Annotated in this window: 20 protein-coding genes and 1 pseudogene; 6 read left to right on the top strand and 15 right to left on the bottom strand. The window is 39.6% G+C overall.

What is annotated here, in order from left to right:
• Position 1: 1 nt before the first annotated feature.
• Both HT698_RS06090 and HT698_RS06085 read right to left on the bottom strand, forming a co-directional pair.
• Positions 2-751, bottom strand: a complete 750-nt coding sequence (locus HT698_RS06090) for a response regulator transcription factor (RefSeq protein ID WP_112444770.1) — start codon at positions 749-751, stop codon at positions 2-4.
• Entirely contained in the window at positions 748-1,095 is a 348-nt protein-coding gene (locus tag HT698_RS06085; protein ID WP_112444768.1) for a LytTR family DNA-binding domain-containing protein, read from the bottom strand. The genes HT698_RS06090 and HT698_RS06085 overlap by 4 nt, the downstream gene beginning before the upstream one ends.
• A 183-nt stretch (positions 1,096-1,278) precedes the next feature.
• Here HT698_RS06085 and HT698_RS10325 point away from each other — a divergent pair, with 183 nt between their 5' ends.
• Positions 1,279-1,665, top strand: coding sequence for a hypothetical protein (locus HT698_RS10325; protein ID WP_240147152.1), 387 nt, complete (start codon positions 1,279-1,281; stop codon positions 1,663-1,665).
• A gap of 148 nt (positions 1,666-1,813) precedes the next feature.
• Here the strand turns inward: HT698_RS10325 and HT698_RS06075 are convergent, their stop codons facing one another.
• The 12 genes from HT698_RS06075 to HT698_RS06020 all read right to left on the bottom strand — a co-directional run bounded on the left by HT698_RS06075 (position 1,814) and on the right by HT698_RS06020 (position 20,609).
• The gene (locus HT698_RS06075; RefSeq protein WP_173220083.1) at positions 1,814-3,289 is read right to left on the bottom strand and encodes an ABC transporter substrate-binding protein; all 1,476 of its coding nucleotides are present in this window, start codon (positions 3,287-3,289) and stop codon (positions 1,814-1,816) included.
• A gap of 208 nt (positions 3,290-3,497) precedes the next feature.
• Positions 3,498-4,421 (bottom strand): carbohydrate ABC transporter permease, encoded by a 924-nt coding sequence (locus HT698_RS06070; RefSeq protein WP_000818350.1) that lies wholly within the window; start codon positions 4,419-4,421, stop codon positions 3,498-3,500.
• Between the two features lie 13 nt (positions 4,422-4,434).
• Positions 4,435-5,364, bottom strand: a complete 930-nt coding sequence (locus tag HT698_RS06065; protein WP_007284784.1) for a sugar ABC transporter permease — start codon at positions 5,362-5,364, stop codon at positions 4,435-4,437.
• 868 nt (positions 5,365-6,232) lie between these two features.
• Positions 6,233-10,141, bottom strand: a complete 3,909-nt coding sequence (locus tag HT698_RS06060; protein ID WP_173220086.1) for a YSIRK-type signal peptide-containing protein — start codon at positions 10,139-10,141, stop codon at positions 6,233-6,235.
• Positions 10,142-10,736: 595 nt separating this feature from the next.
• Positions 10,737-11,171 carry a protein-export chaperone SecB gene (locus tag HT698_RS06055; protein ID WP_023937337.1) on the bottom strand — a complete coding sequence of 145 codons (435 nt, stop codon included), beginning with the start codon at positions 11,169-11,171 and terminating at the stop codon, positions 10,737-10,739.
• Entirely contained in the window at positions 11,171-11,515 is a 345-nt protein-coding gene (locus HT698_RS06050) for a hypothetical protein (RefSeq protein ID WP_050252545.1), read from the bottom strand. The genes HT698_RS06055 and HT698_RS06050 overlap by 1 nt, the downstream gene beginning before the upstream one ends.
• Before the next feature lie 14 nt (positions 11,516-11,529).
• Positions 11,530-12,117, bottom strand: coding sequence for a hypothetical protein (locus HT698_RS06045; RefSeq protein ID WP_173220124.1), 588 nt, complete (start codon positions 12,115-12,117; stop codon positions 11,530-11,532).
• Positions 12,118-12,458: 341 nt separating this feature from the next.
• On the bottom strand, positions 12,459-12,974 hold the full coding sequence (locus HT698_RS06040) for a hypothetical protein (RefSeq protein ID WP_050242789.1): 516 nt from the start codon (positions 12,972-12,974) through the stop codon (positions 12,459-12,461).
• A 784-nt stretch (positions 12,975-13,758) separates the two neighbouring features.
• Positions 13,759-15,639: a beta-N-acetylhexosaminidase gene (locus HT698_RS06035; RefSeq protein WP_173218612.1), complete on the bottom strand. Its 1,881-nt coding sequence runs from the start codon at positions 15,637-15,639 to the stop codon at positions 13,759-13,761.
• Entirely contained in the window at positions 15,633-16,502 is an 870-nt protein-coding gene (locus HT698_RS06030; RefSeq protein WP_173218618.1) for an ROK family protein, read from the bottom strand. Before HT698_RS06030 ends, HT698_RS06035 begins: the two co-directional genes overlap by 7 nt.
• A gap of 83 nt (positions 16,503-16,585) precedes the next feature.
• Entirely contained in the window at positions 16,586-19,231 is a 2,646-nt protein-coding gene (locus HT698_RS06025) for an alpha-mannosidase (protein ID WP_173218610.1), read from the bottom strand.
• A gap of 97 nt (positions 19,232-19,328) precedes the next feature.
• On the bottom strand, positions 19,329-20,609 hold the full coding sequence (locus HT698_RS06020) for a glycoside hydrolase family 125 protein (protein WP_173218608.1): 1,281 nt from the start codon (positions 20,607-20,609) through the stop codon (positions 19,329-19,331).
• Positions 20,610-20,779: 170 nt separating this feature from the next.
• Between HT698_RS06020 and HT698_RS06015 the strand changes: the two genes are divergently transcribed.
• From HT698_RS06015 to HT698_RS10520, 5 genes and pseudogenes are all read left to right on the top strand, one after another.
• Complete coding sequence (locus HT698_RS06015) at positions 20,780-22,876, top strand: GH92 family glycosyl hydrolase (RefSeq protein WP_173218606.1); 2,097 nt, start codon at positions 20,780-20,782, stop codon at positions 22,874-22,876.
• Positions 22,877-22,971: 95 nt separating this feature from the next.
• Positions 22,972-23,157: a hypothetical protein gene (locus HT698_RS06010; protein WP_173218616.1), complete on the top strand. Its 186-nt coding sequence runs from the start codon at positions 22,972-22,974 to the stop codon at positions 23,155-23,157.
• On the top strand, positions 23,138-23,542 hold the full coding sequence (gene tnpB / locus HT698_RS06005; protein ID WP_240147151.1) for an IS66 family insertion sequence element accessory protein TnpB: 405 nt from the start codon (positions 23,138-23,140) through the stop codon (positions 23,540-23,542). The genes HT698_RS06010 and tnpB overlap by 20 nt, the downstream gene beginning before the upstream one ends.
• Positions 23,542-23,748 (top strand): transposase, encoded by a 207-nt coding sequence (locus HT698_RS06000; RefSeq protein WP_101514840.1) that lies wholly within the window; start codon positions 23,542-23,544, stop codon positions 23,746-23,748. The genes tnpB and HT698_RS06000 overlap by 1 nt, the downstream gene beginning before the upstream one ends.
• A pseudogene (locus tag HT698_RS10520) lies at positions 23,723-25,199 on the top strand (IS66 family transposase). The gene HT698_RS06000 and the pseudogene HT698_RS10520 overlap by 26 nt, the downstream one beginning before the upstream one ends.
• Positions 25,200-25,450: 251 nt before the next feature.
• On the opposite strand, the gene HT698_RS05980 reads toward HT698_RS10520, so the two are convergent.
• A partial coding sequence (locus tag HT698_RS05980) for an FIVAR domain-containing protein (RefSeq protein WP_173264389.1) occupies positions 25,451-26,638 on the bottom strand: 1,188 nt, incomplete at its 5' end.

Below are 26,638 nucleotides of genomic sequence, written 5' to 3'. Positions count from 1 at the left end.
ACTACTCCTTACTATCATGTAAATCTTTAACTATATTCAGCAATGCCCTCATTTTTAACCTAGATACTAGGCAACTTGACCCGTTCTTCAAATAGACTAGTTTTTCTTCCTTATCTATTGAAGAGATATTATAAGGATTCACAATAAAAGAGCGATGACACTGAACCAATCTTGGTTCTTGCTTCAATATATCAGAAATTTTACCATAAAACTCTATTCTTTCTCTCATAGAATAAAGAACTAGCTTATGAGGAATCATTGACGTTTCTATATAAAGCAAATCCGAAAACGGAACCTGAACGAGTGCTTTAGAATTTGTAAACACAAAAGAATCTTCAGTCATTAGTTGATGTTTATTCTTGTGAACATAAGCGATTGCTTTTTCCACACGTTCCCTAAAAGCACTTTCAGGTAATTCCTTATCAATAAAATCTAAAGCTGATACTTGATATTGAAAACTAACAGGCATAAATTCTGAATGAGTTGTTACAAAAACAATGACTGCATTTGGATCTCTATCTCTGATTTCCAAAGCAATATCTAACCCTTTTCTAACATCGTTTTTAATTTCAATATCCAAAAAGAAAAGTTGATGACCTCCACGTTCCATCATATCTTCTAACAATTGATTTGGTTTACCATAAACACCACAGTGCTTTACTTCCCAACAATTCTTCTCTAAAATATCATACACCAGATTTTCCATCCTAGTCTGCTGTATAAAATCATCCTCTAATATAAAGATATTCATTTCTCGTCTCCTTTAGTATTTAACCATCTTTCTTTTACAGTTTTAAAATATCTTCTAGAGCAGATAATATCCGATACTCTTTCATCCATAAATAAAATGGTCTTCGTTTCATACTTCAATCCTATTACTTTGGATAAGTTAACAAGAAACTTTCTATGACACCTGAACAATTTCCCCAGACTCATTTCCTCAACTCTAGCTAGGCTCATATACTTCTCAAATACTCCATCAGCTGTAATAAAAATAACAGCATGTGCCTTCGTAGGATGTGTTGTCACATAGTAAACCTTAGAATGAGGCACTTTAACAACTGCTCTGCCTTGGCTTAAAATATATTCTTGCATATTTTTCCTCCTTACTCTCCTATATCATATCAAAACTAGTATCCTATGATGGAAAAAATCTTAAAAGGTATCTGAGTTATCATAAATGGTTATTTTTCAACATTTCATGCTAACAGTTATACAATCTAAGATTTCGACATCTTCTATCGGATGTTTTTGATATGATAGAGCCAGAGGAGAAATATGGATACAATTCAAATTCTACATTTTTCATTATTAGGATATATCATCACAAGTGACATCAATTCTTATATTAAAGAAAACTTATCAACAAAAACGAGAATTATAGCTTCTAGGCGTATCATCTATTCCTATAACACTACTACCTATTTTATCATAAAATCAATGTTCTTATCTTCAGATACAATGTATTCTTATATAGAAGATATACAACTCCGTTCTGAATTTGCCAACATTATCATCATAGGAAGTTACATTGATTATGATAAACTTTTCCGTAGTCATTACAGAATATTCGGTGTCATTGATACAGCTAGAAATCATTCTTTACAATCTATACGACAAGAAATTCACTCATATTTAGATGGTATTTATAACAACCTGAAATAAATTAGGTTTGGTAGTCTTTATACATTTCCTCAGCATACATGGCTTCAACAACTTTCAAAAAATCACTGCCCTCCTCAGACCAACCTGAGGAAAGCAGTGATTCTTATTTTAGGAGTTAGGAATGAATACACGAAATCAATTTAGCTGATTATTTTTTGTTTTTCAAGAATTCATCGTATTGTTTTTGCATTTCGTTCAATACTTTTTCGTAGGCACCTTCAGATTTCAATTTTTCCATCAATTCTGGAATCGCTTTGTCTGGGTCTACAGTACCAGTGTTGATAGCTGTATCAAATTGTTGCATTGTGTTAGAAATAGCTGAGATTTCAGATTTCACATTGTCAGTGTTAAAGATAAATCCAAGCGCTGGAGATTCTTTAGCTTCAGCCAATTCTTTCTTAGAATCTTCAATTTGTTGGTCTGTAACGTTTTCATTGATGTAGAGAATCCAGTTGTTACCAGTGTTCCATCCACTCATGTGAGTGTTTCCTTTGTAGCCATCAAGAACGCGAACACGGTTTTCTTTACCTTCAATTTTTTCCCAGTTCTTGCCTTCTGGACCGTAAACAAGGCCGTTCAAAAGTTCTGGGTTCGTATTCAAGAGGTTCAAGATTTCCATTGATTTTTCTTTGTTCTTAGAGTTGTTTGAAATGACAAAGTTAGCAACTTGTGTTGTTTGGTTTTTCTTAATAAAGTTTGTGATTGGTTTGATTTGGATGTCTTTGTTAGCAACGCGTGAGAGCAAGCTGTTACCGTAGTCAGCTGGTCCTACTGTCTCTTCACGAACGAACCAAGTATCTTGTTGAAGGTCAAATGTAGTGTCACTTGTTGCGACGTCTTTTGGAATGTAGCCAGCTTCATAGAATTTGTGAAGAGTCTTTAAGTGTTCTTTGAAACGAGGCACTTCGTAACGGTTTACAACTTTAGTAGTATCACCTTCAAGGTCAATAACGAATGGAAGCCCGTTTGCTACTGGATAGTCAAAGTTCTCAGAAGGGATGAAGTTCTTAGTAGCTGCAAATGGTACTACGTCTGGAGCTTTTTCTTTAATTTGTTTCAAGACTGGCTCAAGAGTTTCGTAAGAAGTAACACCTGAAATATCGATACCATATTTGGCAAGGAGAGTTCCGTTGAAGGCAAAGTTTTGAGATGATGCAACGTTGGCTGCAACTGGAACAGCGTAAATTTTACCGTTTACAGTATTACCCTTGATGTAGGCTGGGTCAAGTGCTTTGTAAAGGTCTTTACCTTCTTTTTTGTACAATTCTGTCAAGTCAGCATAAGCACCTTTTTGAGCATTTACAATATAGTTATCTGCAAAGGCAATATCATAGTTTTCACCAGATGATGTGATAACTGACATTTTCTTACCATAGTCACCCCAGCCAAGGTATTGGATATCCAATTTGGCACCAACTTTTTCTTCGATAATTTTGTTGGCATTTGCTAACAATTCATCCAAGTTGTCTGGTTTGTCACCGATTTGGTACATTTTGATAACAGGTTTGTCACCTGAATCAGCAGCTTTTTTGCTGTTACCTGTCAAGTTTCCACAAGCAGCAAGACCTGCAGCCAAAGCGACTACACTAGCAGATGCAAAAGCATATTTTTTCCAGTTTTTCATGATAAAAACTCCTTTTTTTATTTTTAAACTTATAAACAATGTAATGATCTTATACTCAATGAAAATNNTGAGGTTGCAGATAGAACTGACGGAGTCAGTAACATCTATACGGCAAGGCGACGTTGACGCGGTTTGAAGAGATTTTCGAAGAGTATTAACTTCACACAAGGGAAGTTGGGAACTGAGAAATGTTTTTTCTCAACAAGCACTATTCTTTCACACCACCGATAGTCAAACCTTTTACAAAGTAGCGTTGGAAGAATGGATACAAAATCGCGATTGGAAGGGTTGCAACCACAACCATGGCCATACGACCTGTTTCTTTCGGTAGAGCAACTCCCAGTTGACCAGTCAAGCCGACCGCTTTGGCAATATAGTCCATATTTTGTTGGATTTGCATGAGCAAATATTGCAATGGATACAAGTTGTCACTCTTGATGTAAAGAAGGGCGTTGAACCAGTCATTCCAGAAACCAAGAGCTGTCAAAAGCGTGATGGTTGCGATACCTGGTAGTGACAATGGCAAACAGATTTGGAAAAAAATCCGAGCCTCACTAGCACCATCGATACGAGCCGATTCGAGAATGGCTTCTGGAATGGTCTTCTTGAAGAAGGAACGCATCAAGATGATGTTAAAGGGTGAGAGAAGCATTGGAACAATCAAGGCCCAAACAGTGTCACCAAGCTGAAGCACACGGGTCACCATGATATAACCTGGTACCAAACCAGCATTGAACAACATACTGAGCAGAACGAAGATGGTAAAAAATCTGCGATACTTAAAGGTTGTCCGTGAAATAGCGTAGGCATAGGTTGTTGTGATAAAGACATTTGTAAATGTCCCAACTACGGTTACAAAGACAGAAATGAAGAGGGCTTGTAAGATTTTATCCTTAAACTGTGCCAAAAACTCAAAACCGTCTAATCCAAATTGGGATGGGAAGAAGCTGTAGCCGTATTGGAGGAGGCTTTTCTCGTCCGTCACTGAAATAATGATAACGAATACGAAGGGTAGGATACAAGAGAGGGCAATCAAACCCGAAATGGTACTGAAGAAGATATCTGCTTTCTTACTGAAGGAGTGAATGCCGACATTATCAATTTTTTCTTTTTTAATTTTCTTTTCTGCCATATTCTCCTCCTTTCTAGAACAAAGCTGAGTTTGGATCAACTCGTCTTGCAAGTAAGTTTGATAGAACCACCAGAATCAATCCGACTACTGATTGGTAGAGACCTGCTGCTGAAGCCATCCCGATATCTGCTGTCTGGGTCAATCCATTATATACATATACGTCCAAGACATTGGTTACGTTATAAAGCTGACCAGCATTGTGAGGGATTTGGTAGAAAAGACCGAAGTCTGCACGGAAGATATTTCCGACTGCAAGGATGGTCAATACAGTTACCAGCGGTGTCAACTGCGGAATGGTGACATTGCGAATGCGCTGCCATTTGCTGGCCCCGTCCACTGTCGCTGCTTCGTAGTAGGTTGGATCAATTCCCATGATTGTCGCATAGTACATGACACTGCTATATCCAAAACCTTTCCAAATACCTAAGAAAAGTAGGAGATAGGGCCAAATTCCCAAATCAGCATAGAAGTTGACTTCTTTGAGACCAAGACTTTCCAATAAATGATTGAACACCCCTTTATCAATATTTAGGAAGGCATCTGTAAAGAAACTGATGATAACCCAAGACAAGAAGTAAGGGAACAACATAGAAGTTTGGAAAATCTTCACCATTCTCTTGGAACGGAGCTCGCTGAGGATAATGGCAATCCCTACAGATACAACTAAACCTAGAAAGATAAAGCCAAGATTGTAGAGGACCGTATTTCGTGTGATAATAAAGGCGTCTCTTGAACTAAATAAGAATCTGAAATTATCGAGTCCGACCCATTTACTATTTATGATACTATCTATGAAACCATTACTGGTCATGTGGTAGTCTTTGAAGGCAACCACGTTCCCAAATACTGGAATGTAGAAGAATAGAATCAACCAGAGTGCCCCTGGCAAAACCATCAAGAGAAAGATCCAGTTGTCTCTCAAGGTTTTTGAAAACTTATTCATAATTTCCTCCCTTTTTATTTTGATATCCATCTAAAAATTCCTTTTTAGACTTTTGATAACGATTACATTATTAGTATACTCCTATTTGCAGATGAGGTTAAACTCCTAATTATAGAAAAAACTCCACAAATTATGTAGCGGATTTAAAACTTTATCACCACTATCAAACAAATGTCCTAAATCAATTGTTTATTTTATCTCTATTAGCCCAGTGATGGCGTCACTCTGTTATCCTGTGCTAGTCTCTCAAACAAAATTTTAGGAGCAATGAAGCCCACTATTTTTTTAAAAAAAGCCTATTATCAAGTTCCTTAGACTTTTGACCATAGGCGTTTTTCTCTTTTTAACGTTTTTTCTCAAAACTCATCATGAGCTCTGTCTAAAAATAAAGGTACTACTTTTCTCAACTTTTTTAGAAAGCTAATACTCTTCGAAAATCTCTTCAAACTACGTCAGCTTCCATCTGCAACCTCAAAACAGTGTTTTGAGCAACCTGCGGTTAGCTTCCTAGTTTGCTCGTTGATTTTCATTGAGTATAAGGCAAGGCCAAATCAATTTATAACAATGTTTTAGAAGCGATATTGTACTAGTCCAGACTCAGTTCATTATAGTGTCTGATTTCTCCGAGACTGACTCCCTACAAAAAGTGCAAATAAGAAATCTCCAGCTTAGTAACTATCAGTGAGTTCTCGAGTCTGAAAATTTTTCAATATACCTCGTTATTGAACGGTTATAGTTTGCCGTCCACTTCCTGACATGCAAAAATCTCCTAGCAGGCTTTCCTACTAGGAGATTTTCTTATGAGAGGTACTTGTTTCAGCTTTGAAAATCGGACTTATCATCTGATAATTATCAAACAATCTACCAATTAAGCTTCTTCGTCTTCTTTACGACGACGGCCTGCAAGACCAAGACCAAGTAAGGCACTTGCGGCAGCTGCTACCATAGCTACAGTAGAATCTGCTGTACCTGTATTTGGCAATTCTTTAGATGCTTTACGCACGTTTGTTGCTGCTTCTTGGCTAGCATTAGCTGCTGCTTGAGTAGTAGCTGGAGCTACAGCTGGTGTTTGAGATGCTTGATCCTCAGCTGGAGTTACATGGTCAGCTGCTGGAGAAACTTTAGCCATGAAGTCTTCAATACGTTTCACCATTGTATCTACTTCTGCTTGACTTGCGTCTACGTTAGCAAATACTTTCTTAGCATCTGCTGATAATGCATTCGCTTCTTTTGCAGTTTCTGCATCAAGCTTAGCTGATTCTTGGATGATTAGCTCATCTAGCTGATGAATAGCACTTTCTAACTTAGATTTATTCACTTTTGCGTCAGTGTTAGTCGTTCCGTTATCAGCAGAAGGTCCATCGTTTCCTCCATTATATGGAGGTATGATATTTTGATTTTTTGGTGAAATCACTTCAACTGGAACTTCAAGTTTTTGTACGCTTCCATCCGCTAATCTTAATGTCACTGTAGCAACTTTAGTACCGACAGTATTCGTATCAGGCAATACCATCTTGATGACTGAGATTTCTTCTGGTAAATCTAATTTCGCTAACACATCTGCTTGGGAAAGGGCTGTACCGCGTTCAACTTTCACTACTCCATTGATTAAAGCTTTCAGGGCATCTTCTAGTTTTAATTCTGGAAGATCAGCTACAAGTGCATCTTGATCAACTTGGTATAAGAAGGTTCTGAGTGCTTTATCAAGGTCTGATTGTTTTGTGGAGTTGTTGATTGCTTCTAATGCTTTTTCTTTTAAGGCTTCAACTGTATCAAGTGCTTTTTGCTTTTCTTCATCAAAAAGTTTTTTATCTGCTTTGATACTTGCAATTTTTTCATTTGCTGTCGTTTCAACTACTTCTCTAGCTTCTACAGCATCAAGTAATGATTTTTTCGCAATTTCTAAAGCATCTTTTGCCTGAATTGCTAGTTCTAAGGCTTTGTTAACTTCAATTTGTGAAGCATTTTTATTATCAATAACTTTTTTAACTTCTTTTAAAACTTTCTCTGATTCTTCTTGTACTTTTTTATACTCATCAATCGTCGCTTTGGTTTTTCCTTTTGTCGAATCTTCTAAAATTAAATTATTTAATGCGTCAGTGGTGTTTATCAATTGTTCTTTATCAGTTAGTGCTCCATTTAATGCTTGTTTAGCTTCTGTGATGGCTGTTAAGGCTGCATCTACTTGGGCTTGCGTCGCATTTGGATTATTAATTACATCTTTCCCCTTCGTAATCGCTGAATCATACGCATTCTTATTGTTTTTGTTTGCATTATAATATTTAAAGTTTCCTTTAACAGTAGATTCTTCTCTTACTGCTTTTTCTAACTCTGTTTTGTTTCCTTTATTAACTAACAATCCTGCAGCTGTATCTAATTTTCTTTTTATTTCGGCTACCTTGCTTAATGCCGTATCAACCTCTGCTTTAGTTGCATTATTCCCTTTAGCTATAATATTAGATACTTCTGTTTTTATCGAATTGTAATCTTGTTCAAACTTTTTAAACTCTTCATTATATTTATCAATACTATTTGGTGTTTTACCTGTTGTATCTGCTTTTTTCAATGCTTCAGAATCTGCTTTTAATTTAGCTTTTTCGTCTGCTGTGGCTGCTTCTATTAATCCATCCTTAGCTTTTTGTAAAGCTGTTTTTTTGGCATTTACTGTTGCTAAAGCATCTCTAACCTCTGCTACAGTTGCATTTTCATTATCAATAACTGTTTTTGCTGCTTCAATCACTTTAATAGCTTCTTGTTTTGCTGCATTATAAGCAGTAGCAGTATCTTGAGTCTTCCCTGGTGTTGGATCTTCGTTCACTAAACCATCAAGTAAAGTTTTTGACTCTGTTAAACCTGTTTTATCAACTCTTAATGCCAATTGTTTCGACAAAGTGGACTCTAAAGCTTCTTTATATTCTGCTGTCTTCTTAACATCCGTACTCGTTACAAGTGTCTTAATATTTTCTAATTCTGCTAAATACGCAGCTTTTGTTTCATTTGTCTTTCCATCTGTATCTGCTGTTTCAGTTGCTTTTAACTTATCGTAAATTCTTTGTAAAAGATTTTTCGCTACATTACTTGTATCTTGAGCAATCGAAAAATCTAATCCCGTAACAGGTAATGAATATTTTTCATCCCATGCTTGATAACTCATTCCTGTACGATTTTGATCTGCTAAAGAAATTCTAACTTTATAATGATCTGCACCTTTAGGTAATGCAATAGGCTTACTAGTAAATGTCCCAGCCGCTCCATTTGGTTTATTTCCAGGTTGCGCCATTAACTTTTCTGCTGCACTTTTTTCAATAAAATCTACACGTTTAGTATGATCTACTCCACCATCTATTGTAGTTCTATTTGGTGTTTTAGAAATTCTAATTGAGACTTTATTTTTTCCATCCGTTGCTTTTGTAACAATTTTTTTGTCATCATTTGCATCTTTTGAAGGATCAAAAGTTGTTTCATATACTAATTTCTCTTGATTTCCTGTAATACTATAGACTTGAACTTTATAGTTAGCTTTAAAACCATCACTATCTCCAACATAACCAGGTTTAAACTTAACTACTACATCTGAACCATATAAAGTTGAATAAGCTGTAAATGTTTTTTCAATCCCGTTATATCCAGCAACATTCTTGGTAACTCCACTAGCTACTCCAGTTGGTCTATATACACTACTATCCCAAGCTGCTTCTTTTTGATTTGCTCTGGTTATACTCTTTGAAAGTAGTAAAGTATACTCTGTTCTTCTATCCAATGCTTGTTCTTGCAACCAAACAGTGTCATTTAAAGTTGAATTAATTGTTTCTAAAGGATAAACTCCTGCTTCAGTTTTTCTAGCAATGACAAATTTACCACCATCTACTGCTTTCCAGCCTCCGAACTCGGTAATTTCTTTTACAGCACCTTTTGCTACTTTCTTACTATCACCTAAACTATCCATATTTTGTGAAAGTTTTGTGTTATTTTCAACTGTAGAGTCTAACCCTTTTAGTTTCTCCACTAAAGTTCCTAAATCCGCATTCTCAGCTGGAGCTGTATACGTTTGATTCGCAGACGGGTCATCATTTGTAGTAGTTGCATCTGTACGGAATGGGTTATTTGTATTCAACGCTTTTCCATTACGTTCATCTCTAGAACCTGAGTGTGCAATTGAATTAGTTTCTGTAGTTTTTTCAGTATTCGTTGCTTTAATACCTACAGTAGCTTTTCCATTTGTCGTATCAACTGCTGGTGCTTCTTTTTTCTCTTCTGGTTTTGTCTTTAGCTGTGTAGTTGCTGTAACAAGCTTATTGTAGGCCCTAGTTAACTCTTCTTGTGTTTTTGCATTGCTTAAAACTGTTCTTGCTTCTTCTAAAGCTACTTTTAATTGTTGTACACTATCTTCTGTTTTAGAAGCATATTTCCCGTTAGTGAATTTCCCATCGATCTCTTCAATTAATTTTGTTAAAGATTCCTTGTTCAGAATTTCTACTTCCGTAGATTTTGATTCTGTAGCAGTACTATTTCCAACTGCTCCCTCATGGTTTGTAGTTACAATATCCTTTGCATTAACTCCATTCTGATAGTTCTTATCTTTTGTTTCATCAGATGGAAGGTTTAAAATTTCCTTTTCGGAAGCATTAAGAGTCACACTTGGCTCTGTGGCAGACACTGTCCCATTTCCTGGAAACATGAACAAGGCTGCTACTGCAACACTAGCAGCTCCAAAACTAACCTTACGAATCGAAAACCGCAAGCGTTTTTCTCTATCTTCATTACCTTTATAAAACATATATCATTTTGCTCCTTTTCCGATAATTATCGGTTAATATATAATGGAAGGACAAATAAAAAGCCCCCCCTAAAATATTTATGCATATTTTAGACTGGCATAAGTTATTATACTCTTTTTTGTTTTATAAATCAAATGTTATGAACTAAGCTTGGTATCATGCATCTTATCCAATTCTTCTGTTTCACGCGAAACACCCTGCGCCAAGCAAGGTGTTCTTGTTTTTGTACTCAATGAAAATCAAAGAGCAAACTAGGAAGCTAGCTACAGATTGCTCAAAACACTGTTTTGAGGTTGCAGATGGAAGCTGACGTGGTTTGAAGAGATTTTCAAAGAGTATTAAGTTCCAAATTATTCATATCTCACACTAACCAAACAATTCAAAAACCACCAGAAGAGCCGTTAAAATACTGCCCTTCTGGTGATTTTCATTGATAGCTGAGTCTTGAAGAAGGTAGAGTTTAAATTGCAACTACTATCATACAAAACTCTTTGATCCTATTTATTTTTATCACAATTTTGATTTATAGTTCTCCGAATACCTTTTAAATGTGAAAGTATTTCATTGGAGCTTTGAAAAATACATACACTGTTTTTATTCGTATGTTAACTTGATAGAATCTTTGTCTTCAAGCATTTTTTTAATGTTAACGACAGGCAATATGAAGTTGGGGAACTCATTACCCCGAGTAATCATATCAGATACGATAGGCCGAATATAGGACCAAAGAATTGCTAAACCATTCTCTTTAAGAAAAGTTTCAAAATCAATATCAAATTCTGTCTCGTCATATATAAATGAAAATTCTCCAACAATATCTACAATAAGCTCAAAAGCAGAATCATCTGAATCTATATTTCCTTGCTTTGTTATCAAGTTAACATAAGCAAGGTTTTCAGATTTTCTTATTAAAATCTGTGCAGACAATTCAGGATGTAAATTAATAGTACTATTTGTTTGGTCAAAACTAGGATTTCTTCGGTATGATACTTCATTTAAAAAATAATCTTTAAATTGTAAAGAGGACATTAAGCTGCCACCTCACTATTTTCTTTTGTTGTAATTAAGTTTTCAGAATCTATTGGTAAATATGAAAAACATGACTTCTTGTTTTTTATATTATATTCAGGCATTGCATTTACTTTAGTTACAGAATTCAAATCATCAAACTCTTTTTGATTATTTAATTGAGGAGTAAAATGGATTTCATCTTTATATTTTTTAAGACTTCCTGATATATTCAAATCATAATCAAATTCATTGTTTACTGAATAAATTTTGTTGGCCTTAATATTTTCAACTAATTCTTGGAACATTGGAGAATCCATCAAAGAAAATTCTTCAGTTCCTAAAAAGTTTGACAATAAACTCATAAAAGCCTCCTTATTTATAAAATGTTTGTAATACAATTTAAATCACGGATACAAATTTCCTCTCCATTCTTTCCGTCAATTACTGGTAAAGATGGAATAGCAGTATATGTTTTGGACTGCACTGCTTCATAATTCTTCCCATGCTGAGACGCTAAATCAAGCAACAGCTCAATAATTAATCCTTGATTTTGGTTAAGAAGAGTAGCTCTATTTTTGGCTCCGCTACCTGAAATACCTGCAATCTCACGTTCAATTTGAATAGATGCCGCTTGTCGATATTCCTCTAATAACCTTTGGTTTTTTGGGTTATCTAAAATAAAAATCTTATCTATAGATTTTAGGGTGATTTCAGCATGAATTAACTCAGGCCTAACCCCAGGTTTGCTTAGTTCAAATGACTTATACTTTGCGACATAAGCAGAAGCAATCGTTTTACCAGTATCTTTGTCAAAAGGTAGAAAAAAGTAAATACCATTACCCAAGTCGTTCGGATGTCTCTGTTTATGAATACCAGGTTTATATTTCTCATAAGAAAACCCAGCAGATAGAATTTTTTCTTTCCTTTTATTGGTGGTACCGTGCCACCCACTATATTGTAGCATAGAACCTCCTGATGAAGCTACTAGCTTAATTATACTGTTAAAGTTTAGATAATTCAACTATTACGGGCTTTTTTGAAAAAATTCTAGCGATTTCCAGAATGTAACTGAGCATTAAGACAATAACTACCTCACCTTATCATGCCGAAATTATCGGATTTTATCAGAATTAAAACCCCATAAAATCGGGATTTTTTGAAGAATAGAGTGAATTGGAACTAGAACAGTACACTGCGACTACTAAAACATTGCTAGAAATTAATTTGACTTTCCTAATCAATTTGTTCAAATCTTATTTCAATCTACTATAAAAAAACACAAGCCTAAGCCTGCGGAAACATTATCTATTCTAAATAGTCTTTTTCTGTTATGACTCTTAATCTAGTAGAATAATTCTGGAATGTTGAGAATTTAAAGCGTTTAGGATCTTCAAGTTTGTTTCTATCGTTCATTTCTAAAGCACGGTTATAGTCTATAATAGCTTTCACTAACTTATTGATTATAGCTTTATCATTATCCATTACTTTATAATAATCTTCGACTTTCCGAAGGCGAAAAGTGGTATTTAGTAAATAACTTTTATCTTCTAAAATCAATGTTTTACCAATATCTAATCCTTCAACATATCCTTCTTTTGCTGAATTTCTAAGCTTATACTTCAATTGATACTTTTTAGGAATGTAACTTCTAAATGGAATCAAGAAAGTTAGCCCCTGTATTTTGACAACAGTTACCGCAAATCCCCTTCCTTTATTCATTACTTCCTTCGTCTTAAAGTCATAGTCCATCGCTTGAATAAGGTCGTAATCCTTGCACATTTTTAAATCAATTTGACCTAATTTTAACTTTTTGCTTTTCATTTCTATTCCCTAGATAAAAAGCTCACTAAAAAGTGAGCAACATTTCCAATGAGATACTTCTGTTGACGAGCGCGTCTCTCCGCCCCCTCATTGCCTCACGAAAAGGCTAGACGAATCGAAAGGAGGTGAGTTTTCCTGTTTTCAATTCTACTTATTATTACACATTTTTTTAATTTTGTCAAACAAAAAAACGCAAGCCTAAGCCTGCGGTGAGTGTAATCTATTTTGAAATTTTTAAATAAAAAAGGAGCATTTAAGCCCCTCCTTTGAAATAACGGACCCTTTGGCTGGTCGGTGTACCCAGAATCTCAGATACCCTTTTGCAAGGTGTGACAGGAATCTTTCTGCCCTCAAATGTCTTTCGTTAATGTTATTCTAGCACTATCTAATTTTTTGTCAAGTTTTCTCAATCTACCAGACTTGATACGTATTAGCTACACGCTCAACAAATTTATACTCTTCGAAAATCTCTTCAAACCTCCTCAGCTTCCATCTGAAACCTCAAAACAGTGTTTTGAGCAACCTACAGCTAGCTTCCTAGTTTGCTCTTTGATTTTCATTGAGTATTAAAAAACTCTCTTATCTGAAACCATCACAAAAAAAACACTTGTTTTACTAATTTTAAGTGTACCACAATACCTCCAATTGCTAATCGATAGAATTGCTCTTAGGAAACATTCCCTTTCTGCTATTTTATCATAAGTTTGTCTAACTGTGGCATTTGAAACTAGATAATTCTTCTGTTTCACGCGAAACACCCTGCGCCAAGCAAGGTGTTCTTGTTTTAGGTCGTGTAAATCGTTGAAGCTGTCGCAATGGTATGCCATTGGTTGGCTGTTGTGGCTGCGAAGCCCTTGTCTGCGTAGAAGTCGTTAAATGGCAGGATTTCCACTTCTAGTTCGTCGATGCGGTCAAGCTGGCCAGCCAGATAAGCCTTGATACGGCTTTCTGCTCGTTTGATGCGTTGCAAGAGTCCGCCCATACGGATGTCAACTGTATCCAAACCAAAGACCTTGTTTTCTTTCAGCCATTGGTGGCTAAAGAGGGCATGGAAGTGTTCGATCGCGCTTCTGAGTTCTGGTAATTCTTGTCTGGCGATTTCTTGCAGACTTTCTTTATCATCCGCTTGATAGGCCTGACGAATGCGTCGTCCCACATCCACTTTGCTACTTAAAATCTGGTTCAACTGGGCCTGAGTTTCAAAAAGGTAGGCATAGTTCCCTGCTTTTTCTTTAATGTCAGCAAGCGTCTCAGCAGCCTGAGCGAAGTGTGGCTTATCCTGTTCAGGTGTCATATGCTGGTCAAGAATTGGACAGAGAACATCCTGATAAAAGACATAGCGGTTAGGATTGATGCCACTGAGATTGTCCGGCAAATCTGGCAAGAGGTTAGCAAGGTCAATCTGCATAAAATCTTCAACCGATAGACCTGTATTGGTCTGGAAATGAGCAGACAGTCGGTCTAGGTCATTGCGGTAGCTGAGTTCTGCCCAGATTTGCAAGCTTGGTAGGATAGAGAACTGGGCAGTTTCACCACCATTGTCTCCCCAACCAGTTACGATGACTTCTTTAATCTGATTGGCACGGCAGGCTTTATTAGCCTCGATAGCCACTAGACGGCTAAAATGGTTGTGAGGTGTAAATCCAATCCACTTCCAAGCACCCCCTGCAAAGGCAAGATCTTGGCTAATCTTGTGGTGATTACGGAAATTGCGGTTATATTTTTCCTCGCTATCCTGATAATAGTCCCAATAAACCAAAGTCACTCGGTCTTTGAGACGGTCTAGGTAGACACGCGTTTCCTCTGGAATTTCCACATCACGGTCGTACTGACCATCCGCTGACATGAGTTTGAAGAACATATCGCTCCACATCTGGCAGTGGAATCCATATTTATCAGCAATATCCAGCACGCGCTCCAAGTGTTGACACATTAGGAGACTACGATCCACAACACCGTTCAATATCAAATAACGTCCCAAGCCAACCAAGTGGGCTTCGTCCATCCCGATATTGACCTTGCGGGTTTGCAGTTTAGACAGAGTAGCAAACATGCCATCAATCAGGTCATAAACCTTTTCTTCGCCGATAAGAAGAATGTCCTCCACATCACGGAATTCCTGCACTTCCTTGACACCCCATTTAACAAAGGCTGACAAGTGAGCCAAGGTCTGGATACATGGCACAAAGGTCATGTCAAACTGCTGGGCATAGGCTTCGATTTCCTGCAACTCCTCAGCTGAGTAGGCTCCACGGAAATAGCCAAAGTAAGGCTGCCCTTCAATCTGGTAAGTGTCTTCCATGTAAAGTTCAAAGGTTGAATAGCCCATGAGAGCTAAGAGTTCAATCATCTGCTTGGCAGAAGCGACATTCAGCACCGCATTGCGCGAACAGTCAGCCATATAGGCTAAATCTTCGTAAGCTGCTTGTTCCTCAATCTCTACTTTATCACCTTCTGCTAGAACTGTTGCCAACAAGGACAAGGCACGATAAAGTTGGTGAGGTTTGCGATAAGTTAGTTGATAGCGGCTACCCTCACCCTTGATAGAGATAGAGGCTTGGTCTGACTGAGCGATAGCTACCTCTATATCTGGTAGCGAAATGTGCTTTTGAAGCAACTCTATAGCTTGAGTTTGTTTGGAACTAATTCCTGTAAATCTTACCATTGATTTTCCTCCTGTAACCAGTTGACAAGGGCACCGTAGAGATTGGCATCTGCATGATAGGTGCAGGCTTGGATAACTGGTGCGACCGTATATTCTTCGTAGGTTTCGACAAATTCATCGACAGCCTTCTTAACACCTTGAATAAAATCTGGATTTTGACTGATAGAGCCTCCCAGACTAATGACATCTGGGTCGATGAGATACTGGATATTAAGCAAGCCTTGCGCCAGATTGCGGTTCATGCGCTCAATAGCTTCTTGACAAAGAGTATTCCCAGCTGCAGCCTCTTGGTAAATCTTGCGACCGTTCCAATCAGTCTGACCAGATTTTTCAATCACGTATCGCACCATATTCCCAGTTGACGCTAGTTGCGACCAGTTGTTGAGCTTTTCAGCAGGGGCAAGGGTTGTCATATAGCCAAATTCTCCACCCAGACCGTGGCGACCTCGATGAAGTCTACCATTGATAATCATGGCTCCGCCAATCCCTGTCCCAATTACGACACAGGCTGCATTTTCAAGTTCTGGATGAGCTAGTAATTCACTGAGTCCAACGCAGTTAGCATCATTTTCCAGATGGACAGGAATCTGATAAGAGCTAAGCGCCTCATACCAAGAAAATCCGTGAATGTAGGGCACCGCACTGAAGCCATCAATCACACCTGTCTCTTGATTGACCGCACCTGGAACGCTCATAGCAATCCCACTGTAATCCTGTTCTGACAAGCGTTGATCTAGCCACGCTAGTAAATCCTCCAAGTTTTCAGGCGTTGAAATACTTGTCTTATCTAGTATTTTCCCATCAGGAGTCAGACTGGCAAACTTAATCCCAGTCCCTCCGATATCAATCGTTGCAATGGTCATTGTTTTTACCATAAAAAGGGGCGAATCAGCAGTTAGTTCTTACCTTTTCGCCCCTCCTTTCTTTTTATGTTTACTTTTTGAAATTAGATTTCTTCTTTTTTAATCAATTCTGTACGAATTTCTTGTGGAGCCAATAGTCCTAAATGAACTGGGTATGGTCGTTCAAGTAGGTCAAGGAAGAGATGTTGACTTTCTGGTACACGTACATTTTCACTACACATATTGTAGTAACGAAGAACATAGCCTTCTTCATTTTCAGCTACCTTAAAGGCTGTTGGACAGATTTGCGGTAAGCTGAGGGCCGCATGACTCAAGAGGCTACCAGTCGCAGCCACGCTTCCTTCTTGTCTAGCAAGTTGAAGGCTGGTAAATGGTGTCTGCAAGGCTTTGGCGCGACGATAGGCTGAGAAGCGTTCTTGGGATTGGTGGCATTCAAGTGCAAACTCGACTTCAAACTCACGCAAGCATTGTGCTTCTGGTGTTGGGAAGTAACCCCAGTCACCTAGCTCACCTGACGCACGCAGAATGGTCACTGCAATGGTGTCGTCTCCAAGGATTTCATATTCATTCAATCCCTTGTTGGATACAGTCACCCCTTTTTCATCGTCATACAGACTAACAAAGGCTTGTTGGTGTTGAGGATTTTCAGGATTTTCCCATGAAGCTGCTGGTTTGTTTGGTCGTGTCACCACCTCATAGATGCTTTCAGAATCATTGCTTGGACGCGTGTTGTGAGTCTTAACCAAAAGACGGATACGGTGGTCTTTGGCAGTGTTAGTAAAGCGAGTCTTGCAACGGATTTGTGGATTATCAACGAAGACAGTCATCTCTGTTTCAAGAGGAATGCTTGTCAATTCTTCTGAACGTCCAGCTTCACGCTTCATAAACTCGATGATGCCTTTTTGCTCTTCTTCTAGTTTTTCATCGGCACTGACAGGCACGGTCAATTCATGTTTGAGCAAAATCTTAGCATAGCGAGCTGTGTTTTCCAAGACCTCGTAGCCCTTAAGCTCTGCATAGATTGGCTCTGTTCCTTTTGGTTGGAAATAGATATACTCGTTTCCGATGTCACCACGGTCTTCGAAGCGGATAAAATCTTCATAGGCTTCGTGAGTTGTCTTATCATAGACTGTGATGTTGTCATCCACACTCACCGTTACAAATGGCGTATCAATCACTCCGTTTTGGTAAATACCCTCACGGTGTTCTTGTTTTCCTTCCAGCAATTGGAAAGTTGTCCAAGAAAGTGGCGCTAGGTGAACTGGAATGGTCACGCGCACTTGTCGAGCGATACGAGCTTGGCGGAACTTGTCTTTTGGTAAATCGTACTCAAAATTAGCCCCAAGGTCTTCGATTTTAGCCTCTACAGGACGCCCATCCAAATCCTCCACACGGTAGCTTGGCAAGGTAAGAGCAGCCATCTTCTTGTAGCCTTCCGTTGGGTGTAATTCCTTGAAATCACAAGTCGCCACATCAATCACTGTGCTGACAGTATCAACCTTATCATGCAAGCCTGTGTTAATAACCGTAAAGAGATAGTCACTTTGAGCCTTAGCCGTAGCAATTTTACCCTTCCACTCGTTGAGAAGATTGGCCTTAACAAAGTTTCCTACTTGGTTGACCTTGGCAAAACGAGTTTCCATCTCTCGGTGAACTTCGTCCACGCTACAGCCACAGATACTATCATGCGGCGCATTTTGCAAAAGAGTTTTCCAAGCATAGGTCAACTGGTCCTTGTGGTTATGACCCCCAGTGATAATTGTCAAGGGTTCTACAACTTGCTCTAGGAGGTTGCTATTTTCTTGGAAGGCTTGTTTGAGATAAATACGAGATGAAGAAGTGTTGGCAAGTGTGTACCAGCCATCTGTTTCCTGACTGGTCAACTCACCTGTAACCGTTGATAATTGCTCTGGTAGGGCACTTTCCACGGCTTGGACATATTCATCAAAAGAACTATGAACAAAGGTTACATCTGGGAAGAGTTCATTTGCCACACGAATAGCTTCGCTCAGATTTCGCTGTACAGGCTGGTGGTCACAGCCGTTCATCATCAACCACTGGTTGGTCGAAGCATAGTCACGCACGTCTGCCAGTTTTTGTTTCCAGAAGGTCAAGGCCTCTTCTTTATCAACTGGGATTTCATTCCCGTTACTGTACCAGTTGGCAAAGAGGATACCGAGGACACGACTTCCGTCCGCACCCTGCCAGTACATTTCTGAAAACTGAGAAGTAAACTGCTCATCTTCGAGGACTTGGTTGTCAAATCCAATCGGCTTCACACCACGACCAAAAGCTGCCACGTGAATGCCTGATTTTTGAAGGATTTGAGGCGCTTGTCCCATATTTCCAAAGGTATCTGGGAAGTAACCAATCTGGGTTGATTTGCCCCATTTGGCAGCTTCTTGCTGACCAATAAGAGTATTGCGGACATTGGCTTCACTTGAAATCAAGTAGTCATCTTGCAAGATGTAAAAGGGACCAATTTTCAATTTTCCTTCGTCGATGTATCGTTGGACTTTGTCGCGATTTTCAGGGCGAATCTCCAAGTAATCATCAAGGACAATAGTTTGTCCATCCAAGTGGAAACTCTTGAACTCAGGGTCATTTTCAAAGAGATCAAAGAGATTGTCAAACAATTCCACCAACTGCATACGGTGGCTTTCAAAAGGCAAGTACCACTCACGGTCCCAGTGACTATGTGAGATAATATGTACGACAACATTTTCCATGAAGTAAAACCTCATTCTAAATTTAAATTTTTATTGTTAACGTTTTAAATGTAAATTTGTGATTCTGACAAGAATCGGTTGAGCGAAAGCGCGCTCCTTAGCGAATATCCAAGTAATCCAAGACCAACTCACAGAACATCATGTTGGCCCAAGAGAACCATTCACGAGAGTAGAGAGTTGGGTCATCCACGTGGAAGCTTTCGTGCATAACACCTGTACCACCATCGCAAGCAACCAGCTGATCCAGCAAGAATTTTTTCTCTGCCTTATCTCTTGTTGTCAAGCCTTGGATAGAAAGGGCGATTGGCCAGATATAGCGATAGAAGGTATGAGAACTTCCGAGACCACTAGCGTATTCTCCTTGGTAGAAGTAGGGATTTTCAGGGCTCAGAATGGTACGACGAGTTGCTTGATACACTTTATCGTTGACATCGCAGTAGCCCAGATAAGGTGCAGCCAGCAGACTTGGTACGTTTGGATCATCCATGATGCTAGCATTTCCTAGACCATCCACTTCAAAGGCATAAATCTTTTCGCCCTTGCTGTTGGTGGTGTAAGCATAGTTTTCGATACCTTCTTGGATTTCAGACTGGAGGCGCTTAGCATCAGTGATAACACTCTGGCTATCAGCTAGGTTTAATGCTGCAAAGATTTCTTGCACATAACCCAAGACTACTACAGCAAACATATTTGACGGAATCAAGTAACTATACTGACAGCAATCATCACTCGGACGAAAGGCTGACCAGGTCATGCCTGTCACTGCAAAATCAGGTCCAAAGCCATCATTTACCAAGGTGTCTTCCTTGCGGTCCGTATCTCGGACAAAACGATAAGGAGAGTTCTTGTGGTCTTGTTCCACCGTCCAAAGATGGAGAATTTCCTTAGTCGCTGCGACAAAAGTCTCATCAAACTGACTAGTCTCGCCAGTCTCTTTCCAGAGGAGATAAGCCAACTGCAAAGGATAGCAAAGCGAGTCCACCTCATACTTGCGTTCCCAAATCCAGCCATTAAGGTCTGTGTGGTCAGTCTCATGGTGCCCCTTCCAGTTTTCCTCAATGTTGAAGGAATTGGCATAAGGATCCTTGAGTACCAAGGTCATCTGACGTTTGACCAAACCTGCAATGGTCTGACGCAGGAGCGAATCTCTTTTAGCCACATGCAGGTAGGGTCTGAGTTGAGCTGTCGAATCCCGAAGCCACATAGCAGGAATATCTCCTGTGAGCACAAAGGTTGAACCATCTTCTAGGATTTCAACTGTATTGTCCAAGGTGTCGGTGTAGCAACGCTCGAAAACATCCACCCACTCTGGATGGTCCTTAGCACGTTCTGCTACTTCACCTAGCCATTCTCTAACAATTTCTTTTGAATAAATCATCGTGCAGTATCCTCTTTCAAACAAGTTTCATTTTCAGTATATAGCTTTTGAGACAGAAAATACATACACAAATGATAGTCATTTTTCTACAAAATAGTTATCTTTGAAACTCCTTTTCTAAAGGCTATCTTTTTCTGATATAATGTAGAAAAACAGCTAAAGGAAAGACTATGAAACCACTACTTGAAAGCATCAATACCCGATTTGGAACTGCCAGCAAGCATGCCTTTTCTCGGGGAAATACCCTGCCATACACAGGCGTGCCTTTTGGGATGAATTACTTTGTACCCCAGACCAGTGACCAGGAGGGCTCTTGGTTTTTCGATCCGCATCTGCCTATCTTTCAGGGGATTCGACTAACCCACCAGCCCAGTCCTTGGATTGGGGACTACTCTTGGCTCCTCCTGACTCCTGTCACAGGCCAGCTAGGTGGAGACAGCCTCTTCCATCGTCAGTCTTCCTATGATATGGATAAGGCCTCTTTCCAACCTCATTATCTGAAAATTTTCTCCCTGCGCTATCAGATTGAAACCCAGCTCACACCGACTTGCTACGGTGCTTCTATTCGTTTGGAGCAAAAGCAAGGCAAAGCCCTCTCCCTCTATCTTCACGCAGCAGATGAACTGACCGTGGAGCAAGTAGATAAGAGGAATCTTGCCCTACGACAAGAAGGAAAAACTGAAACCAACAAAAATCCACTAACGATGTTCACTGCCCTGCAAATGAATACGGATGTTCTTGCTATCAGCCAAGAAGGTGGGGACTGGCGAATTGACTTAGCAAGTAGTCATGCTGAAATTCAGCTAGCCACTTCTTTCATCTCTCACTCTCAAGCTGTTCTTAATCTACCTCCAGACGATTTTGATAACTGTAAAACAAATGCCCAAGCGGACTGGGAAAATCTCCTCCATCGTTTTGACGTTATAGAGACAGGAGAGGCTGACCGAACCTTCTTTGACCACTGCCTCTACAGACTCTTCCTCTTCCCACAGACTTTTTATGAGGTTGATGAGTCAAGGCAAGCCATCCACATGGATCTGGCTACTGGTACTGTCAAGCCCGGGGTTCTCTTCAGCAACAATGGTTTCTGGGATACCTTCCGCACCACCTTCCCCCTCTTTGCCCTTATCATACCGGAACACTATCGTCGCTTTTTAGAAGGATTTCTCAATAGCTACCGCGATACTGGTTACCTTCCAAAGTGGTTGGCTCCAGATGAACGTGGCATGATGCCGGGTACTCTTTTAGACGGCATTATCGCAGATAGCGCCTGCAAGGACATGGCTCCCAACTTGGAAGAAGAACTCCTTCAAGCCATGCTTGAAACAGCCAGCAAGTTCGACCCTCTCGGCATCAATGGTCGCCACGGACTAGCCCAATACCAAGAACTAGGCTACCTCTCTACCGACAACCACGAAAGTGTCAGTCATACCCTAGACTATGCCTATAGTGACTTTTGTATCGCCAGCTGTGCCAAAAAACTTGGTCAGAATGACATCGCGGAAACCTATAGGACTGCTTCACAAAATTACCGCCATCTATTTGATGCTGAGACAGGTTACATGCGAGCGCGAGACAAGCAAGGCAACTTCCGCCCTGACTTCTCTCCTTATAGTTGGGGACGTGATTATGCCGAATGCTCTGCCATTCAAGCGACTTTAGGCGTCCTCCACGACATCCCAGACTTAATCCAACTTATGGGTGGAAAAGAAGCCTTCAGCAACTATCTTTTGAAAGCCTGTCAAGATGCTCCCCTCTTTGAGACAACAGGCTATGGTTACGAGATTCACGAAATGAGCGAAATGGCTACTGCTCCTTTTGGACAAATAGCTATTTCCAACCAGCCTAGCTTCCACATTCCTTATCTCTTCCGCTACAGTAACTACCCTGACTATACTGCCCTTCTTATCAAGACACTCCGTCAGAAAGCCTTTCATCCAAGCTGGCAAGCCTATCCTGGCGATGAAGACAATGGTAGTCTCTCTGCTTGGTACATCTGGTCAGCTCTCGGATTTTATCCGACCTGTCCAGGAAAATCAATCTATGATCTCGGAATCCCTCTCTTTGACCATCTCCGTATCTACCTTGCTAAAGAAAATAAATGGCTAGATATTCATACGGAGCAAAACCACAGCCACTTCAACTTTGTCAAAGAATGCCGACTGGACAAAAAACTAGTATCAACTATTCAACACCAAGATCTCCTAAAAGTTGAGCAGTTAACCTTTACCCTCAGCTGGTTACCAAGTCAGCCGTTCACTTCCTGAAATACAAAAGTAAGCGCGTCATAACAAGGTATCTATCATTCATGGAAGACCTCCTGTATACTATTCGTAAAGTAAAACTATTGGAGGATATTGTAATACCACAGCCTATTGTTCCTGTAGAGATTCCACAATCTCGTCCTTTTTATTCTAAAAAGAGAAATGATATTCTGCTTAAAGTTCGTATTGGCAAGCTTGAACTAAGTTTTTTTCAATCTCTCAATCTCGAAATGGTAGAACGGCTTTTGGATAAGGTGTTGCTTTATGACAATTCATCTATCTAGCCTAGGGCAGGTCTATCTCGTATGTGGGAAAACGGATATGAGACAAGGCATTGATTCACTGGCTTATCTCGTTAAAACCAACTTTGAATTGGATCCTTTCTCAGATCAAGTCTTTCTCTTTTGTGGTGGACGTAAAGACCGCTTTAAAGCCCTTTACTGGGATGGTCAAAGATTTTGGCTACTTTATAAACGCTTTGAGAATGGTAAACTGACTTGGCCAAGTACAGAAAAGGATGTCAAAGCTCTCACGCCTGAACAAGTAGATTGGCTTATGAAGGGCTTTTCTATCACTCCCCAAATAAATTCATCAGAAAGTCGTGATTTCTATTTAAATGAGGACTTTCTTTTTAGTATAATAAAGTTAGAAAACAGAGAGGGAAGATGATGAAAGACTTATTAAAAATCATTCAACAACAGAGTGCTACAATTGATAGTCTCACCAATGAACTTACCCTTCTGCGTGAACAAGTGGCTTATCTAACGCAAAAGCTCTATGGAAAATCCTCTGAGAAAAGTGTTTGTCCATCTGGACAAGTCAGCCTTTTTGAGGAGGAAGCTTCATCTGATGAAGATGGAGAGGTTCCCAGTTGAAAGAGAAGAAATCACCTATAAACGTAAGAAAGCTAAAGGGAAACGTCAAGCTCTTCTTGCCCAATTTGATTCAGAAGAAGTTCATCATCGCTTAGAGGACTGCATTTGCCCTGACTGTCAGGGAGAGCTAAAAGAGATTGGAGCGAGTTTTCAAGGACAAGAATTAGTCTTTATTCCTGCGCAATTAAAACGAATAGATCATACCCAACACGCTTATAAGTGCCAAGCATGCAGTGAGAAAAATCCGAGTGATAAAATTGTGAAAGCTCCTATCCCTAAAGCCCCTTTGGCGCATAGCCTTGGCTCAGCTTCTATTATCGCTCACACCATCCATCAGAAGTTTAATCTGAAGGTCCCCAATTATCGCCAAGAAGAAGATTGGGCTAAGATGGGTTTACCAATCACACGTAAGGAAATCTCTAATTGGCATATCAAGGCGAGTCAATACTATTTGGAGCCCCTCTATAACCTCTTGCGAGAGAGACTATTGACTCAGCCCTTACTTCATGCGGATGAAACTTCTTATAGGGTGCTAGAGAGTGATAGCCATCTGACCTACTATTGGACTTTTTTGTCTGGGAAAGCTGAGAAGCAAGGAATCACGCTGTACCACCATGATCAGCGTCGAAGTGGTTCAGTAGTACAAGAATTCCTAGGAGATTATTCTGGATATGTGCATTGTGACATGTTACGGCAGTAACTTAGGACTTTAGTCCTCTAGTTCTGCCTATGGGATAGCAGTCCAAGGTTTAGGAGCAAGGCGACGCTAAGCTTGGTAAACTGCGAACCGCTAGAAGCTTATCGTCAACTGGAAGAAGCTGAACTTGTTGGATGTTGGGCGCATGTGAGAAGGAAGTTTTTTGAATCCACCCCCAAGCAAGCAGATAAGTCATCCTTAGGAGCTAAAGGTTTAGCTTATTGTGACCAGTTATTTGCCTTGGAAAGAGACTGGGAGGTTTTGCCAGCTGATGAACGACTACAGAAACGTCAAGAAGAGCTCCAACCCCTAATGGAAGACTTCTTTGCTTGGTGTCGGCGTCAGTCAGTTTTACCTGGTTCAAAACTAGGAAGGGCAATTGAATACAGTCTCAAGTATGAAGAAACCTTTAAGGCCATTTTGAAAGACGGACATCTGGTCCTTTCCAATAATCTAGCTGAACGCGCCATTAAATCATTGGTTATGGGACGGAGTAAAAGAGTCCAGTGGACTCTTTTAGCCTGAGCTCAGTTTAAAAAAGCGAGGGTGGTTGTTTTCTCAAAGTTTTGAAGGAGCTAAAGCAAGAGCTATTATTATGAGCTTATTGGAAATAGCTAAACGTCATCAACTAAATAGTGAGAAATATCTATCCTATCTTCTAGAATGTCTTCCAAACGAGGAAACTCTCGTAAACAAAGAGGTTTTAGAGGCTTATTTACCATGGACTAAAGTTGTACAAGAAAAGTGCAAATAAGAAATCTCCAGATTAGGAACTATCCGTGAGTTCTCTAGTCTGGAGATTTTTCAATAGACTTCGTTATTGGGCGGTTACGTTACGGAAGAAAAAGTTTCAAAATGATAAAAACGCATAATACCTTGCCTTAAAAAGCTTGATATTATGCGTTTTATCAGAGAAAGATTTTCTGAATGTTCACCTCAAATTGAGTTTTTCCAACATTCTTTCAATCACTATTCTAGCTAGTTTACGACTCGTCTAAACTTTGCTTATCTTAGCTGAGCAAGAATAGCTTTGAGTTTCTCAATCAACTCATCTTCTGTGTGGTCAGACTCTTTCTCATTGGCTAGGAAGGCAACTGCTTGAGCGAGTGCTTCTCGTGCTTGGTCGAGAACTTTCGCATCTACACTTGTAGAATCCAATTCTGCTTCAAGCTTGCTTAGTTCCTTGAGTAATTTCTTGAGTTCTGACTCTTTCTTACGACGAGCGATGAGGAAGAGAAGGAGACCAAGGAGGGCAATTAGACTGCCAAGCATTACTACATATGAAAATTCAGTAGTTGTCTGACTATCGTATTTCATCTGATCTTTTTCTTGATTTTGCTGGTCTTCTTTCACACCTTTCAAGGAGTCTATTACCTCTCTCATTCTTCTAACAATATCACGCAAATCGAACCCTGTCAAACTTTCGTCATTAAGAGCTTGTTTAATCTCTGTAAGAAGAGCTTTAGCTGACTCAAGCGTTGTACTATCTATACCATCCAAGTCTTTCAAACGAGTTTCCAGTTCTTCAACCAATCGAGCAAGCTCAGACTTGTCAACAGGACGAGTCTCGCTAGGAGTCACCGTATTGCCTGAATTGTTTGGAGTGTTTGTAGAAACTGGTGTTTCTTGAGCTGGAGTACTTGCTTGAGCCTGTCCAACAGTAGACGATGGAGTAGCAGGAATGATGTTGCTACTATCGTCTGTCGTCACACCAGGGACTGGAGTGTTACCACTATTATCTGGTGTCATTCCGTCTGTTGATACTGGTGCCTCTAATCCTTGTTTTGCTTGCGCTGTTGCTGCTGGTTTTAATCCATTTGCTGCCGCTGTTAACTTATCTTTCGCTGCATTTACTTTCGTTATCTCTGCTTGGATTTCTTGTTCTGTTGCGTTTTGGTTGTCTAATACTTTTTGCGCTGCTGCAGATGCTGCTTGTGCTGCTTGTTTTGCTGCATTGTACTCTGCTACTGACGCTGGTGTCTTACCTTCTGTATCTACAACCTTATTAACCTCTGTATCTAATCCATTCTTAGCTGCTGTTAATCCTGAATTGTCTGACTGCGGTACTAACAGTTTCTTAGCTTCGTCTAATTTCGCTTGTGCTGCGGTTACCTTCGCTTGTGCCTCTGATACTTCTGTTGCTGTCGCATCATCACCTTTATTTGCTACTGCTTGCGCTTGTGTTATATCATT

Source organism: Streptococcus sp. 3109 (assembly GCF_013276905.1).
Lineage (GTDB): Bacteria > Bacillota > Bacilli > Lactobacillales > Streptococcaceae > Streptococcus.
The sequence above is the reverse complement of the archived record's forward strand: the minus strand, read 5'-3'. Positions and strand labels throughout refer to the sequence as shown.